Genomic DNA, 16,111 nt, shown 5'->3' on the forward strand with positions numbered 1-16,111 from the left:
TTATGACCTTACAGATTGCTGATAAAGTATTTCATTCACGGTTATTGACCGGTACCGGTAAATTTTCAAGTGCTGAAATCATGGCCAAGACCATCAAAGCAAGCGGCAGTGAATTGGTAACTGTGGCGTTAAAACGCACCGATCTACAACAAAAAAATGACAATATCTTAAGCCATCTAAAACCACTTGGGGTGCAGTTATTACCTAATACCTCTGGAGCACGCACGGCTAAAGAAGCCATATTTGCCGCCCAATTAGGCCGCGAAGCCTTAGGTACCCAATGGGTCAAATTAGAAATTCATCCCGACCCCAAGTACTTAATGCCTGATCCTATTGAAACCCTGCTCGCTGCCGAACAACTCTGCGCTTTAGGTTTTGTGGTATTACCCTACTGCAGCGCCGACCCTGTTTTGTGTAAACGTTTAGAACAAGTAGGCTGTGCTGCGGTCATGCCTTTAGGCGCAGCCATTGGCTCTAACCAAGGCCTTACCACCCGTTCGATGTTAGAGATTATTATTGAACAAGCTATGGTGCCAGTTATCGTTGATGCAGGTATAGGCGCGCCGTCCCACGCCACTTTAGCAATGGAAATGGGCGCTGATGCGGTGTTAGTGAACACAGCTTTGGCCGTGTCACCTAATCCAATCAGTATGGGCAAGGCCTTTAAACAAGCAGTGGAAGCTGGCTTTACAGCTTATCAGGCAGGTCTAGGTGCTAAAAGTATACACAGCCAAGCTAGCAGTCCATTAACTGGTTTTTTATCTGGAGTTTCAACGTGAATTACCTCGACCAGAGCTTTTATCACCAATGGGCAGAAATAAACGATAAGCAACTGCAACAACAATTAGACGAGGTGCAAACAACGGATGTTGAGCGATTATTGGGTCAACCCAAGATAACCTTAAAAGATATGCCAGTGTTGTTGTCTGCTGCCGCAGAAAAATATCTAGAACCTTTAGCGCAGCAGTCACAAGCCGTAACTCGTCAACGTTTTGGGCATACTATGGGATTTTTTGTCCCTTTATATTTATCCAACTTGTGCGCCAACGATTGTAGTTACTGCGGTTTTTCCATGAGCAATAGAATCAAACGCCTGACCCTCACGCCTCAGCAGGTAGAAGCTGAATGCCTTGCAATTAAAGCCTTGGGGTTCGATACAATTTTACTGGTCACAGGTGAACACGAGCAAAAAGTCGGCATGGACTATTTTGCTTCTGTGTTACCTATTATTAAGCAACATTTCAGTTATGTGATGTTAGAAGTACAACCTTTATCCACCCAGCAATATCAAACACTTCGAGCTTTAGGTGTCGACAGCGTGTTGGTCTACCAAGAATGTTATGAGCAAAAAACCTATCAACAACACCATCTTAAAGGCAACAAAACTGACTTTCGCTGGCGCTTAGAAACCCCAGATAGATTAGGCCAAGCCGGCATGGATAAGATTGGTGTGGGTTGTTTGTTGGGATTAAGCAGCTGGCGCTTAGACTGCCTTAAGTTAGCCATGCATGTAGATTATCTGCAGAAGCATTATTGGCAAAGTCGTTTATCGGTGGCATTCCCACGTCTGCGCCCATGTACAGGGGGGATTGTGCCTGAGCATTTACCAACTGACGGCCAGCTATTACAACTCATTGCCGTATTTCGACTATTTAACCCACAAATCGATATTGTATTATCTACCCGCGAACCCGCCACACTAAGAAACAACTTACTGGGTTTAGGCGTCACCCAAATCAGTGCCGGTTCAAAAACCCAACCAGGAGGATATGCCGACCAAACCCTGGCACTAGCGCAATTTGAAATTGACGATGAACGCAGTCCAGCACAAATGGCAGAAGTGGTAAAAGAAGCCGGTTTCGAAGTGGTATGGAAAGATTGGGAGCCTGCTTATTCGGCTAAAAATTAATACCAAACATACTTAATTGAGATGGCTCAGTATCACCTATCGCTACAGGGTTGACTTTTTATTCTATGCGAAGTGGTCCAACACATGCGTAACATTGATTTTATGTCATTTCATTACAATGAGTGTTTTGGTTAGTTTAAGATGATTTTGTTAGTATTATAGTTAGCCATTCGTCTTCTTAGTAAATCTTTAATACCATTTGTAGGTGCTAGGTGGATAGCTTGTTCGGCATTTTGTTTGGCAGATTTATATTGCTTGTCGCGGTATTGTAAATCCGCCAGTACAGCATACCAATGATAAGATCGCGTTAACCATGTAGGAATATCTGCTCGTTGCAAAACTTCCAATCCTTGTTTGGCATTTTTCCATTCAGCCATTGCTAGTGCTCGATTTAAAATATGTAAAGCTGAAGGAGCCACATTTTCTAATAATTCATATGAGCCAACTATTTTGTCCCAACGAGTATCTTGGTAACTTACGGCCATACAATGCTCTGCAGCTATATTGGCTTCAATATGATAACGAGAAATAGTATCTCCTTGGCCAGAATACATCAGGTGTTCCATCGCTTGTGTTATTTTTTGTTGGTCCCACATCGACCTATCTTGTTGTGCTAATAACACCAAACCAGCTTGGTCTTCGCGTGTATCAAGTCGAGCAATATTAAAATACATAAGTGCGAGTAATGCATGACTCTCTGGTACGTTGCATATTGGATTTTGTACTAACAATAAAGTTAACCGCGAGGCCTCTTCACACAGATCGTTGCGGATCAGCACATCCGGATGTGAAGACAAATACCCTTCAGTAAACACTAAGTATAAAACTCGGTGAACTGCTGAAATTCTCTGTGTAATTAGAGATTGATTGATCTCGTCCATATTAAACTTTTGTTTTATCAACACATTTTTGGCTCGAATAAAACGCTTATAAACATTGGCCTCAGATACGAATAACCGTGCGGCAATTTCAGAAACACTAAAACCACAAAGGCTTTTTAAGGTGAATACTAATTGCGACTCAATTGGAATATGATCGTCACAGGCCAAAAAAAGCATACGCAGCAATGCATCTGATAACTCCCTTGATAGGCTTGCTTCTAAATCCCCGCTGAATTCGATATTTTGCTGTTCATATTCATTATTCAATATCACCTGATGTCGCACTGTGTTTCTAAATTCAGACAATAAATGTCTGAGTGCAACTTGATATAACCACGCGGTCTGGTTATCAGGCTTCTTGTCTAAAGCCCAATGTGTAAGGGCCTGTGTCATAGACCATTGCACCGCATCTTCTATCATTTCAATGTGTTGTATGCCTACACGACGAGCTAATGTCGCCACAAGTGAACCGTACTCATGGCGAAAAACATGCTCGATATGATCTTGTTGTTCCTTGTTACTCAAGGTGTAGAAATTTCTCTGATTTCTAAACTAGTGCGGGGGTTCTCGACCATGGGACTTTGTTGAATCACTTTTACCACCTCATCTAAGTTTTCACCTGAAAGGAGCATATAACCGCCTACTACTTCTTTTAACTCAATAAAGGGGCCATCTTTGACACTATCATTTGTTACTACTGCAGCGGCGCCTGATAATGCACCTCCCATGTCTAAAATGTTTTTTGCAAATTTACTTTGCCACGCTTGGTATTTAGCATACATAGTTTCCATGTCTGAAGGTGATGGTTTTTCGCAAGCCCCAGACTCACTTCGTAGAATACACATGAATTTTTTGTTACTCATTTTTTGCTCCTTGATTTTTATATTTTCAGCAGGTTAATCACTACTGACATAATAAAGACGCATCAACTAACACTAATTAGACACTTTATCGCAGTATAAATAAATCGCTGTCAACAGAGCCGATAAGTTAACTAAAACAGAGTCTTAGTTAACTTAAGTTTCTTTTAAGTATTTATTGAACAGCCAAGTTTTTTTTCGAGAACAAATCAACACGATTTTTTAAGTTTATAGAACATAGGAAAACCGCAATGCATTTAACAATTAAACAAAGCTTGAATGGCCGGTTCATCGGCTCTTTTTTGTAAGCAACACAACCCCAATTTATAGGGTTCGATATCATCTAATTTAATACGGTTTACTTTTTGACCTATGGTGGAGTAGTCCAACACTATCTGCGGCACTATGCCCAAACCACAACCTAAGGCCACCATACTCACTATAGCCTCGTTTCCAGCAACTTTGGCATAAATGCGTGGCCTTATGCCTTGTTCAGCAAACCAATGATGCACAATACGTTTTGATGGACCCGAGTCAGGTAAAATGAAAGAGTGCTGACGCCAGTCCACTTGTTCTAATCGATTTATCAAAGTGTCTTTAGGGGCAATAAGTAACAAGGGTACTTCACCTAAGGATAAAAACTTCAACTCTGCAGGGAAGTCAGGAGTGTGAATAGCAATAGCCACATCCACCTCTTGCTGCATCACTTTACTCACAGACAAGGCAGGATCGCCGGTACTCAATTTAATTTCTACTTGGGGATATTTGTGGCGAAAATTATCTAATAGCCGAGGCAAATGACTTTGACTAGCAGTAACCGAACAAAACACACTGAGTTCGCCTTGAAGCTGCTGGTGCTCTTGTTGCAGTTGCCACTTTACTTTTTTCCACTCAGTCAAAATTTGTTGCGAAAATCCCAACAGTTTTGAACCCGCATCAGTCAATTTAACCTTACGATTATCCCGCACAAACAAAGTTGTACCACACTCTTCTTCAAGCCTTTGAATTGAGCGACTTAAAGTAGAAGGACTAACAAACATAGACTCTGCCGTTTTCGCAAAATGTAGACTGCTGGCTAAATGCTGAAACAACTCCAAACTACGAATATCCATCTAAATGCCCTAACCTTTTAGGTATTGCGAATTATGCAACATTATATTGCAAATATATCATTTTAAACAACACCGATTTAGTTCTATTATCCGAACATCGCAAATGACTCATTTGCACTCAACCAAGACTAGGATTTTAAACATGGCAAATTATTTCAATACATTATCTTTACGTCAGCAACTGGACCAGATTGGCCGTTGTCGTTTTATGCAACGAGCAGAGTTTTCTACTGGTTGTGATTTTCTTAAAGGCAAAAAAATTGTCATAGTAGGCTGTGGCGCACAAGGTTTAAACCAAGGCTTGAACATGCGTGATTCTGGCTTAAACATTTCTTATGCCTTACGCCAAGCTGCTATTGACGAAAAACGTGAGTCTTTCCAACGTGCAGATGGTAATGGTTTTACTGTTGGTACTTACCAAGATCTTATCCCTACTGCTGATGTAGTTTATAACTTAACACCAGACAAGCAGCACTCAAGTGTGGTTGAAGCGGTTATGCCTCTTATGCAACAAGGCGCTACTCTTGGTTATTCACACGGTTTTAATATCGTTGAAGAAGGCCAACAAATTCGTTCTGATATTACAGTGGTTATGTGTGCGCCTAAATGCCCAGGTACTGAAGTACGTGAAGAATACAAACGTGGATTTGGTGTTCCAACTCTTATCGCTGTGCATCCAGAAAATGATCCTAAAGGCCAAGGTTGGGATATCGCTAAAGCATTAGCGTCTGCAACTGGTGGCGACCGCGCTGGTGTACTTGAATCTTCTTTTGTTGCTGAAGTAAAGTCTGACCTTATGGGTGAGCAAACTATTCTATGTGGCATGCAACAAGTAGCTGCTGTTTTAGGTTATGAAAAAATGGTCGCTAATGGCATCGATGCCGGTTATGCAGGTAAATTGATCCAAGACGGTCTAGAAACCATCACCGAAGCACTAAAAATTGGTGGTGTCACCAATATGATGGACAGATTGTCTAACCCAGCCAAAGTGAAAGCTTTTGAATTGTCTGAACAATTAACTGAGTTATTAAGACCTCTTTTCGGCAAACATCAAGACGATATCATCAGCGGTGAATTTTCTCGCACTATGATGGAAGATTGGGCCAATGGTGATGCTAACTTACTTAAATGGCGTGAAGAAACCGGCGAAACTGGTTTTGAAAATGCACCTGTATTTGAAGGTGAAATTGATGAACAAGAATATTTCGACCACGGCGTATTTTTAGTTGCTATGATTAAATCTGGTGTTGAGCTTGCTTTCGAAGTAATGGTTGAAGCAGGAATTTTACCTGAATCTGCATACTACGAATCTCTTCATGAAACACCGTTGATTTCGAACACTATTGCTCGTAAACGTTTATACGAAATGAACGTAGTAATTTCTGATACAGCTGAGTACGGTAACTACTTGTTCGCTAACGTGGCTATCCCATTATTAGCAGAAAAACTTATGCCTAGCATTGGCACCGACCTTATCGGTAAAGCTTACACTACCAGCTCTAACAGCGTTGATAACAAACGACTAGTTGATATCAATAAAACCATTAGAGAGCATGGGGTAGAAACAATAGGCGCTAAATTACGTGGTTATATGACTGACATGAAAGCCATAGTAGAAACAGCGTAACGCAAACTATATTTTGAAACGATTTCTGTCGTAAGGTGCTTGATAAAAGCCCTCTTGCCCAGCCAATTTGGCTGGGCTTTTTTGTATTTGAATTATGGTTTTCATTTTTGAAGGTGTATTTGACCAGTCAACAGCCTGAATTCACTGAATTTCAAAAAGATGATAATAAAAACCTATGGGAACAGATGCAAATAAATTTCCGAAGGGAGCAGACTAAAAATCAGCTTATTCAATAAACAAAGTTTGCTAAATAAACGATCAACAACTTATGTATATAGAGCTATAGATTAACAATTAAGAATGATACTGAACATTAAAGTATCATACTTTCGCTGGCTTCTTAGCTAGTGACTGACTGGCTCCTATGAGCCTAAAACCGGACAGTCGAGCGTTAAGCCTGATGGTGAAGTTTGTGCCAATACCCGACAGACATAGCTCGCTGTCCGACTTAGCGGTTATAGCAGTAAACAGACGGTGAGGTTTTTTAAGATATTACACCTCGCTGACGGCGCAGATATTGAGGATATTACACGTCATTCCCTCGGAGGAGGGAACCCACTAACATTTACCGTGCAGCCAATTTTAATCGTTTAAAAACAGTATGATATTAGTGTATTTCAATCAATTTTAACTTTGGAAATAAGATACTTTATTACCATCCACAGATGTTGTTGGAGGTTCCCGCCTTCGCGGGAATGACGGATAATATATGGGAGGATGTCAGCGACTGCTTTCTCAGTAAACTTGCCATTGAAGGCGTCATTACTGACAGGCGGTTGATCGCTCAAAGTTCCAATTGAAAGAGCCAAACGCGACTGGCAGCTATCTTGGGCATAGCAGTCAGTCAAGGCCAATTCAAAGTATGATACATTTTTGTTTCTGAAAGAGCCGATTTTATGCGGTCAACATTAGGTACAACGTAATAGTATGATCCTTTCTCAGCTATATATTCGTGCTGCCAAACTTTAATGCTTGAAATCTCTCACCCTTAGCATGAGACTTTATTGTCAACCTACAAGGGCATAGCCTAGGTATTGTTAGACAAATTTAATCCTTATCTGCATACCAATACAGAACAAAAGACAAAGCACCAAAGCCTAAAAACCCTATCGCCACTGGTGTTACGGTATCGTCTATAAAACTGCCAACTATAACGGCAGTAGGCACTGAAATAATACTACCTAGAGAACCAATAATAGCGGCTCCCAAACCGGCCATATCACCCAAAGGCTGCATAGCCATGGCATTGATGTTTCCAAACATAATACCGATGCAGAAAAAGGCGCAAAACAATATACAAATCAATTGCCATAAGGGAGGTATACCATCATAAACAAAACAAAATGCAGTTAATAATCCTGCGAATATCAACCAGCCTATCATTGCCCAAGTGCAGAGTGTGCGCATCCCCAAGCGCATCACTAAATGGCCATTAATAAAAGAAGCAAAACCAAGAGAAAAAGCCAAGAACGCGAAATATAAAGGAAACAAATCACCAGTATCGTAAATATCTTGGAACAGTGTTTGTGAAGAGCTGATATAGGCTAAAAAAGCGCCAAAAATGATGCCAGACGATATAGTGTAAAACATCACTAATTTATTCGTCAGAATAAACTTACTTGAAATCCATAATTGCGACCAACTAAAAGGCAGACGCTTTTCTTTTGGTAATGTTTCTGGCTGGCGAATAAAAAACCATAAACCAGACACCAGTCCAAAGATCAAAAATGACGAAAAAATATACTGCCATGAAAACCAAAATAATATAGCTTGGCCAAAACTAGGTGCCAGCATTGGCACTAAGATAAATACCATCATAATGAAAGACATAACACGAGCCATGGCTTCACCTTCATACTTATCGCGGATCACCGCCAAGGTTGCAATCCTTGGCCCAGAGACACCAATAGCTTGAATAATACGACCAATTAACATCACTACTAACGACTCGGCATAGATACACACTAAAGATCCAATAGCAAAAACAATCAAACCAGAAATAATGACGTAACGTCTACCCTTACTATCAGACAAAGGTCCGTAATAGAGCTGACCAAAGGCCATACCGACAAAAAATAACGAAACAATTAAGTGAGTTTGTCTTGGATCAGTAATTTCTAAGTCAGCACCAATTTGAAATAGTGCAGGCAAAACCGCATCTATGCTCAAAGCTACCAAAGATGTCATCAATGCCATAAGCGCAACAAACTCAAATTGACTTATATCAGCCTTTGGTTTGCTACTTGTCTTGCTAGGAGTGGAATTGTAGTTGGATGACATGCTGTGACCTGTGAATTTTAAGGCTGAGGATTCTAGCATTGCCTATCAGTGGTGCTTAGAATTTTTAGCTAACTGTTTAGATAGGCGCTTATAAAAACGACTAAGCTACAAAGTGTTTTTTAATAAGAGGTTAAATTTTAAAACTACTGCTGGGGAATAAGAATACTCTGCGTAGTAAATTCTGAACCCTGTTTTCGAAGCATGTATAACACACCATAATCACTCTCTTCCATATGAATAACCTTGCCGCCCATTAACCCCAATAATTCAGGCGTGGTATTGCTATGACCCACAACTAAAACATGATCTAAAGTTTTCACCTTGGAGGAGAACTCAGCTAATTTTCGAGGGTTGTAAAATTCAACAGAAACATTTTTGAGTATTGAAACAGGGGTCGCAGTCTCAAGCGTCCGATGATAGTCAGTCGAATAAAGGTGATTAAGTGATTTATCAGAAAAAAACCTCGCTAACGCTGCTGCCCTAGCTTTACCTGATTCTGTTAAACTTGGATTATCACCTTGCTGCTTTTCAAAATGGCGCACAAAATACCATGTTTGTTGTTCAGCAAAGCCAAAAGTTGAGTTGGTCAAAAAACATCCAATAAGGAAATATTTGAACATCAACTTATTCCTCTTCCGTAACCTTAGATAAATCTTTTATGCGTCCATTACGCAAACTATATATCCAGCTGTGAACTTGTAGTGCTTGACCGCGCTTTAATGCATCTTTAACGATACTACTTCGCTTGACATTAGCCGCTTGCTCTAAAACATTCAATTCGCATAAACGCGCAGATTTATCATGCTCAGTTAAAGATGAAAGCTCATCACGATGTTTATGAGCAATATCTTTGATATGTCCCAACCAATTATCTATCAGCCCAAATTGCTGGTCTCCCAAGGCGGCTTCGACACCACCACACCCATAGTGTCCACACACAATCACGTGTTTCACCTTGAGTACATCTACCGCATATTGCAGCACTGATAAACAATTAAAATCAGTGTGAACCACTAGATTCGCCACGTTACGGTGCACAAAAATATCGCCGGGGATCAGACCAACAATTTGGTTAGCAGGGACACGGCTATCAGAACAGCCTATCCATAAATATTCAGGCTTTTGACGTTTGGATAACTTATTAAAAAAGTCAGGATCGGAACTTTTAAGCTCTTCAGCCCATTGTTCGTTGTTTTGAAGAAGTTGTTTAATATCGCTCATTTACCCTCACCTAGTTGAGGCGCAGTATAAAGTAACTATTGGTAGCAGCAAGTCCAACCTGTTACGCATATTTCAACTTTTATCACTCTCCTATAATTACCGTAAAGGTTTTGTTATCCATATTTAGGCAGCAATTGCCTAAGCCTCAACATTAAACCCAATGATGCTGCATCTCTTTGAACCAAATTGGGGCAATCAATCAATTATTGTGCAAGGTATCCTTAATACATCAATAAAATGCCGTAAAGGGCCGGGCATCAATATTGCTTGGCCCGAAGAAGGTTTGTCCTTTGCCATTACACTGGACAAAGAATTAGAGTCTGAATATGTTTGGATTAACAAAATATTTTTACTATTACTGCAATTAGTAATGCCCAAATAAATAAGGTAAACAATGACCAAAGCGACATTTGAAGTAATAAAAAGTCAGTGGCTCGCGAATTTAGATCTACAGTTAGGTCATAGTGAAAATGGCACCCAACTGACTAAAACCAAACGCTATGGCCCCTTGACCGTTCAAAAGGCGTTTTACCCCGAAGGCAGAGATTGCGCCCACCTATATTTGTTGCATCCACCAGCAGGCATAGTCTCTGGCGATGAATTACGGGTTGGTATTGAGGTACAACAAAAGGCCCATACTTTAATCACAACACCTGGAGCAAACCGCTTTTACCGGGCTCGCACCGACTTGTCGATTGGTGATCCTAAACAAACTCAAATCACCCAAATTAATTTGGCTGCTGGCGCTAAGTGTGAACATTTCCCCCTTGAAACTTTGGTATATAATCAAGCTAATGGGGTCAATAATGTCGAAGTCAGGTTACATAATTCTAGCGTGTATTGTGGTTGGGATATGACCTGTTTAGGCTTGCCTAGTTCGAACGAAGACTTTACCGCTGGGTGTTTTACTCAGCTCAATACCCTTTATCGAGATGGCATTCTGATTTATCACGATAAAGTTTTAATTGAACCCAGCAGTAACATTCAACATCACGCGGCTGGATTAGCTGGCAATACGGTGTTTGGCACATTTCTAGCTTACGCCCCTAGTAAACAAGTCAGTAATGAACAAAGAGCTCAGCTGATTAAGCAACTTAGAGAGGTCGTTTCTCAACACTCTGCCAGCTCATTGATCAGTATTACCGACATTAGGCAACTATTGGTCATACGTTATTTGGGACAACAAGCCCATCAATGCAAAGATTTATTCATAGAGTTATGGAAATTAGTACGCCCTTTGTATATTGAAAAACAAGGCATACAACCCAGAATTTGGTTTACCTAAAGTCAGGTTTTATTAAACCTAGATTACAATATTGAGATTAATATGGATTTATTACCTAGAGAAAAAGACAAACTTCTACTATTTACAGCGGCCTTGTTGGCTGAGCGCCGCTTAAAACGTGGGGTAAAGCTGAATTATCCTGAAGCCATGGCCTATATTTCCATGGAAATTATGGAAGGCGCTAGAGACGGCAGAACAGTAGCAGAAATGATGGATTATGGGCGTACTTTGTTAACCCGAGATCAGGTCATGGAAGGTATTCCAGAACTCATCGCAGAAGTGCAAGTTGAAGCTACTTTCCCCGATGGCACTAAGTTAGTCACAGTGCACAACCCCATTGTTTAAAAACAAAGAAAATAGAGAGCGCAACAGATGATCCTAGGCGAAATCAAAACAGACTCGGGCGAGCGTTTACTCAATGTGGGTCGCGAAAAATTAGCCGTTACCGTTGCCAACTCAGGCGACAGACCCATTCAAGTGGGCTCCCATTATCATTTTTATGAAACCAACGCTGCGCTGACCTTTGATCGTGAAAAGTGCAAAGGTTATCGCCTCGATATTACGTCAGGCACAGCAGTACGTTTTGAGCCAGGACAAGAGCGCGAAGTCACACTGGTACCTTTTGCTGGAAAACGCAGGGTGTATGGATTTAGAGCCTTAGTTCAAGGAGAATTATAATTATGGCAAGTATAGATAAACACTCTTATGCCCATATGTTTGGCCCCACAGTAGGCGACAGAGTGCGTTTAGCGGATACCGATTTATGGCTTGAAGTAGAACAAGACGCCACTACCTATGGCGAAGAAGTCAAATTTGGTGGTGGTAAAGTTATTCGTGATGGTATGGGTCAAAGCCAAGCCTCATGCAAAGAAACGCCAGATTTAGTTATCACCAACGCTTTGATTGTTGATCACTGGGGCATAGTGAAAGCCGATGTAGGCATCAAAGATGGCCGCATAGCCATAATAGGCAAAGCAGGTAACCCTGATATCCAAGACAACATTGATATCGAAATTGGCCCAGGTACTGAAATCATTGCCGGCGAAGGTCAAATACTCACGGCTGGTGGCATAGACGCCCATATTCATTTTATCTGCCCACAACAAATAGACGAAGCCCTAATGTCGGGTGTTACTACTATGATAGGCGGCGGCACTGGTCCCGCAACAGGTACCAATGCCACTACTTGCACACCTGGACCTTGGAATATCCACAAAATGTTGCAAGCCACTAATGACTTCCCCATGAATTTTGGTTTTTTGGGCAAAGGTAACGCGAGTTTACCTATAGCATTAGAAGAACAGATTGAAGCTGGTGTTTGTGGATTAAAACTCCATGAAGACTGGGGCACGACACCCGCAGCCATAGACAATTGTTTATCCGTTGCTGAAAGATACGATGTACAAATCGCCATTCATACCGACACCTTAAATGAGTCAGGTTTTGTTGAAGATACTATAGGTGCCTTTAAAGGCCGCACTATTCATACTTACCATACAGAAGGTGCGGGTGGCGGCCACTCCCCAGATATTATCCGTGCTTGCGGCGAGCCCAATGTGTTGCCATCGTCGACTAACCCAACGCGCCCTTATACCATCAATACTATCGATGAACATTTGGATATGTTGATGGTTTGCCATCATTTAGACCCATCTATTCCTGAAGATATTGCCTTTGCCGATTCACGTATTCGTAAAGAGAGTATTGCCGCCGAAGACATCATGCATGATCTTGGCGCCATCAGTATGATTGCCTCTGATTCACAAGCCATGGGCCGGGTAGGCGAAATGATCACCCGTGCTTGGCAAACTGCTCATAAAATGAAGCAACAAAGAGGGCCGTTAGCCCCAGATACTGAGCGAAATGATAATTTCAGGATCAAACGTTATATCGCCAAATACACTATCAACCCTGCCATCAGTCACGGCATAAGCCACGAAGTAGGCTCAATTGAAGTGGGTAAATTAGCGGATTTAGTCTTATGGAAACCTGCATTTTTTGGCATTAAACCGTCGATGATCATCAAGTCAGGTTTTATTGCCGCAGCGCCTATGGGTGATGCCAATGCGTCTATCCCTACGCCGCAACCAGTTTATTATCGCCCTATGTTTGGCTCTTTTGGATTAGCTTCGGCTAAAATATCTATGACCTTTATGTCTAAGGCCTCTATTGATTTAGGTGTACCAGAAAAAGTAGGCATGACCCGTATGGTAGGCGAGTGTAAAAATACTCGTAACATCGGCAAAGACGACATGATCCACAACAACTGGCAACCCAACATAGAAGTCGACGCACAGACCTATGAGGTACGTGCCAATGGTGAGTTACTCACCTGTGAACCCGCTACTGTATTGCCATTAGCCCAGCGTTATTGCTTATTTTAGGAATGAATTAAAACATGTTAAAAGCATTTGAACGCCTATCTCATAGTCATGAACCCATTGATGATTCAGTGACTTTGGATCATGACACCCGTAAAAAAGCACGTATTAAGATCAGCACCGACCAAGGTCAGGAACTGGGCATTTTTATGCAACGTGGTCACCCTTTGCTGGTGGGCGAAGTATTAAAAACCGAATGTGGCCTACTGATTGAAGTAAAAGGCAAAACAGAAGAGGTTTCCACCGCAATAGCCACAGACTGGATGGACTTCAGCCGTATTTGTTATCACTTAGGAAATCGTCACACATCTTTGCAAATTGGCGAGTTGTGGGTGCGTTTTAAACCTGATCATGTGTTAGAAGAGTTAGCTGAAAATTACGGGTTATCGATTAACCGCACAGCCGCGATATTTGAACCAGAAAACGGAGCCTATGGAAGCCAAAGTCACGGCCACAGTCATTCCCATTCACATGACTGAAAATAGGCTGAGTCAAAACCCGTTGCGCCTTAACAGGTTGCTTCAGCTATGCAGTGCCAATTTGCCTGTAGGTGGTTTTTCGTTTTCCCAAGGTTTGGAATATGCAGTTGAAATGGGCTGGGTCAATAACGCTAAATCGACCCAAGAGTGGATCAGTTTTAACTTAAATCAGTCTATTGCTTATACTGATTTAGCTTTGTTAAACCGTTTACAAAAATCCTTGGTAGAAGATGACTTTGGCAGTTTTCATAAATGGAACCAACACGCATTAGCCTGCCGTGAAAGTAACGAATTGTATTTAGCTGATGTAGCTATGGGCAAAGCGTTGATGCGTTTGCTTAAAGATATTCAAGGCATAGATAGTCAGCACTATGTGGAATTAATCAAAGAAAGAGAAATCAGTTTTGTGAGCGCCTTTGCTTTAAGTGCCTACTTGTTTGGCCTTGACTTAAACGCTGCGCAAAGTGGCTTTTGTTGGGCTTACATCGACAACCAGGTGGCAGCAGCAACTAAATTAGTACCGTTAGGGCAAACTCAAGGTCAAAACCTGTTGTTTGAGTTAAGCGAACAAGTTGAACAAGCCATCGAACTGGCCAATCAACTAGATGATGAAAATATTGGCGCTAGTTTACCGCGCTTAGCCATGGCCAGCGCTTGGCACGAAACCCAATACACAAGATTGTTTCGGTCCTAGGCACAAGATCTAATAAATAAATTTAATTAAAAAAGAAGTGAATAATGACAAAAAACAAACAAATTTTACGTATCGGTGTAGGTGGCCCAGTAGGCTCAGGTAAAACGGCATTATTACGCATGATATGCCTTGAACTCAGAGACAAATACGACATGGCAGTAGTCACTAACGATATTTATACCCGAGAAGATGCCGAGTTTTTAACGCATCATGGCGCGTTATCGGCAGACCGTATTTTAGGTGTAGAAACAGGCGGTTGCCCGCACACAGCGATCCGCGAAGATGCTTCGATGAACCTAGCTGCCATTGATGACTTACAAGAACGCCACCCCAATTTAGACTTTGTATTAGTAGAAAGCGGCGGCGACAACCTAAGCGCCACCTTTAGCCCAGAATTATCCGACTTAACCTTATACGTGATTGACGTATCAGCCGGAGATAAGATCCCCCGTAAAGGTGGCCCGGGCATTACTAAGTCGGACTTATTGATCATCAACAAAATAGATTTAGCTGAGTTGGTTGGGGCCTCGTTAGACGTAATGGCTCGTGATGCTAAAAAAATGCGCGGTGACAAACCTTTTGTTTTCAGTAATATGAAAACCAAACAAGGCCTAGACGACATCATCCAATTTATTGAAAAAGAAGGCATGCTGCAGATTTAGAAGCAGCGCTTCATTAACCCTATTTAAATATTAATTAAGGAACCACCATGAAATACCTATTAACCTTGTTTTGCCTTTTCGTCACTAGTAACGCCATGGCACACGAAGATCATGCTCTTGGAGAAAGTGTTCACTTTGCCTACCACATCGCTTTTTGGAGCTTATGTGCACTGATTGCTTATAAAGGAATTGTTTGGTTTAAAGCGAGGAAGAGTAAACAAAATTCTTAGGGGAAGCATGCTGTCGCGAAACTTCACAAGCACTCTACTCAGTGTTCGTGATCTTTGATGGCGTTTTCCCATTTAAAAGCAAAATTGGAAACAAATAATAATATATGCGAGCGCCTAGATTAATATGACACCCAAAGTAATAACCAGATTAATATGACACCCAAAGTAATAACCTACCCAATAACAGCGTAATCAACAAGTATAAAGTGCTGCTGTTATTTGGGTTCTTTGGCTTTAAGTTGATAATTTTAAATTTTTAGGGTCGAGACGCCCTGAAAACGTTTAAATATATAGTCAAACTCAAATTACAGGCAACGTGATTGAGCACATGTCATGCTGAAGGCTGTTCAAAGATGTGAAGGTAATAATTCAGGCTTGTTGCAATAACACTCTGGCCTTTGCCATCCCTCGTATTCGTTGATGGTCTGTGTGGTGTTTGAATTGTTGCAACATATGCTCACTACCTACTGCTGTGCTGAAGTGTTGTTCG

At 41.4% G+C, this 16,111-nt stretch carries 18 protein-coding genes; 12 read left to right on the plus strand and 6 right to left on the minus strand.

Features of this window, described 5'->3' with window-relative positions:
• Nucleotides 1-2 precede the first annotated feature (2 nt).
• Complete coding sequence (locus GARC_RS04790) at nucleotides 3-779, plus strand: thiazole synthase (protein WP_007617338.1); 777 nt, start codon at nucleotides 3-5, stop codon at nucleotides 777-779.
• Complete coding sequence (gene thiH / locus GARC_RS04795; protein ID WP_007617339.1) at nucleotides 776-1,909, plus strand: 2-iminoacetate synthase ThiH; 1,134 nt, start codon at nucleotides 776-778, stop codon at nucleotides 1,907-1,909. The genes GARC_RS04790 and thiH overlap by 4 nt, the downstream gene beginning before the upstream one ends.
• A gap of 131 nt (nucleotides 1,910-2,040) precedes the next feature.
• Here thiH and GARC_RS04800 read toward each other — a convergent pair whose 3' ends face one another.
• The 3 genes from GARC_RS04800 to ilvY form a co-directional block, all read right to left on the minus strand.
• Nucleotides 2,041-3,315 carry an RNA polymerase sigma factor gene (locus GARC_RS04800; protein WP_007617340.1) on the minus strand — a complete coding sequence of 425 codons (1,275 nt, stop codon included), beginning with the start codon at nucleotides 3,313-3,315 and terminating at the stop codon, nucleotides 2,041-2,043.
• Nucleotides 3,312-3,653 carry a YciI family protein gene (locus tag GARC_RS04805; RefSeq protein ID WP_039988759.1) on the minus strand — a complete coding sequence of 114 codons (342 nt, stop codon included), beginning with the start codon at nucleotides 3,651-3,653 and terminating at the stop codon, nucleotides 3,312-3,314. The genes GARC_RS04800 and GARC_RS04805 overlap by 4 nt, the downstream gene beginning before the upstream one ends.
• A 254-nt stretch (nucleotides 3,654-3,907) precedes the next feature.
• On the minus strand, nucleotides 3,908-4,762 hold the full coding sequence (gene ilvY, locus GARC_RS04810; protein WP_007617342.1) for an HTH-type transcriptional activator IlvY: 855 nt from the start codon (nucleotides 4,760-4,762) through the stop codon (nucleotides 3,908-3,910).
• Nucleotides 4,763-4,904: 142 nt separating this feature from the next.
• On the opposite strand from ilvY, the gene ilvC reads away from it, so the two are divergent.
• Nucleotides 4,905-6,389, plus strand: coding sequence for a ketol-acid reductoisomerase (gene ilvC / locus GARC_RS04815; RefSeq protein ID WP_007617343.1), 1,485 nt, complete (start codon nucleotides 4,905-4,907; stop codon nucleotides 6,387-6,389).
• 1,047 nt (nucleotides 6,390-7,436) lie between these two features.
• Here ilvC and GARC_RS04825 read toward each other — a convergent pair.
• From GARC_RS04825 to can, 3 genes are all read right to left on the minus strand, one after another.
• Nucleotides 7,437-8,669, minus strand: a complete 1,233-nt coding sequence (locus GARC_RS04825) for a multidrug effflux MFS transporter (protein ID WP_007617346.1) — start codon at nucleotides 8,667-8,669, stop codon at nucleotides 7,437-7,439.
• A gap of 143 nt (nucleotides 8,670-8,812) precedes the next feature.
• The gene (locus GARC_RS04830) at nucleotides 8,813-9,289 is read right to left on the minus strand and encodes a histidine phosphatase family protein (RefSeq protein WP_007617348.1); all 477 of its coding nucleotides are present in this window, start codon (nucleotides 9,287-9,289) and stop codon (nucleotides 8,813-8,815) included.
• A gap of 4 nt (nucleotides 9,290-9,293) precedes the next feature.
• Nucleotides 9,294-9,890 carry a carbonate dehydratase gene (gene can / locus GARC_RS04835; protein ID WP_007617350.1) on the minus strand — a complete coding sequence of 199 codons (597 nt, stop codon included), beginning with the start codon at nucleotides 9,888-9,890 and terminating at the stop codon, nucleotides 9,294-9,296.
• 160 nt (nucleotides 9,891-10,050) lie between these two features.
• On the opposite strand from can, the gene GARC_RS04840 reads away from it, so the two are divergent.
• Genes GARC_RS04840 through GARC_RS04880 form a run of 9 tightly spaced genes read left to right on the plus strand, consistent with a single transcriptional unit; the run spans nucleotide 10,051 to nucleotide 15,621 of the window.
• Complete coding sequence (locus GARC_RS04840) at nucleotides 10,051-10,272, plus strand: hypothetical protein (protein ID WP_007617352.1); 222 nt, start codon at nucleotides 10,051-10,053, stop codon at nucleotides 10,270-10,272.
• 12 nt (nucleotides 10,273-10,284) lie between these two features.
• Nucleotides 10,285-11,175 (plus strand): urease accessory protein UreD, encoded by an 891-nt coding sequence (locus GARC_RS04845; protein WP_007617354.1) that lies wholly within the window; start codon nucleotides 10,285-10,287, stop codon nucleotides 11,173-11,175.
• Between the two features lie 42 nt (nucleotides 11,176-11,217).
• A complete protein-coding gene (gene ureA / locus GARC_RS04850; RefSeq protein ID WP_007617356.1) occupies nucleotides 11,218-11,520 on the plus strand; it encodes an urease subunit gamma in 303 nt (100 codons plus the stop codon).
• 27 nt (nucleotides 11,521-11,547) lie between these two features.
• On the plus strand, nucleotides 11,548-11,853 hold the full coding sequence (locus GARC_RS04855; protein WP_007617358.1) for an urease subunit beta: 306 nt from the start codon (nucleotides 11,548-11,550) through the stop codon (nucleotides 11,851-11,853).
• Between the two features lie 2 nt (nucleotides 11,854-11,855).
• Nucleotides 11,856-13,559 (plus strand): urease subunit alpha, encoded by a 1,704-nt coding sequence (gene ureC / locus GARC_RS04860; RefSeq protein ID WP_007617360.1) that lies wholly within the window; start codon nucleotides 11,856-11,858, stop codon nucleotides 13,557-13,559.
• A gap of 14 nt (nucleotides 13,560-13,573) precedes the next feature.
• Nucleotides 13,574-14,035: an urease accessory protein UreE gene (ureE, locus tag GARC_RS04865; RefSeq protein WP_007617361.1), complete on the plus strand. Its 462-nt coding sequence runs from the start codon at nucleotides 13,574-13,576 to the stop codon at nucleotides 14,033-14,035.
• On the plus strand, nucleotides 13,989-14,729 hold the full coding sequence (locus GARC_RS04870; protein WP_007617369.1) for an urease accessory protein UreF: 741 nt from the start codon (nucleotides 13,989-13,991) through the stop codon (nucleotides 14,727-14,729). Before ureE ends, GARC_RS04870 begins: the two co-directional genes overlap by 47 nt.
• A 44-nt stretch (nucleotides 14,730-14,773) precedes the next feature.
• Nucleotides 14,774-15,391: an urease accessory protein UreG gene (gene ureG / locus GARC_RS04875; protein ID WP_007617370.1), complete on the plus strand. Its 618-nt coding sequence runs from the start codon at nucleotides 14,774-14,776 to the stop codon at nucleotides 15,389-15,391.
• Nucleotides 15,392-15,438: 47 nt separating this feature from the next.
• A complete protein-coding gene (locus GARC_RS04880) occupies nucleotides 15,439-15,621 on the plus strand; it encodes a hypothetical protein (protein WP_007617371.1) in 183 nt (60 codons plus the stop codon).
• Nucleotides 15,622-16,111 lie beyond the last annotated feature (490 nt).

The sequence above is a fragment of the Paraglaciecola arctica BSs20135 genome (assembly GCF_000314995.1).
GTDB lineage: Bacteria > Pseudomonadota > Gammaproteobacteria > Enterobacterales > Alteromonadaceae > Paraglaciecola > Paraglaciecola arctica.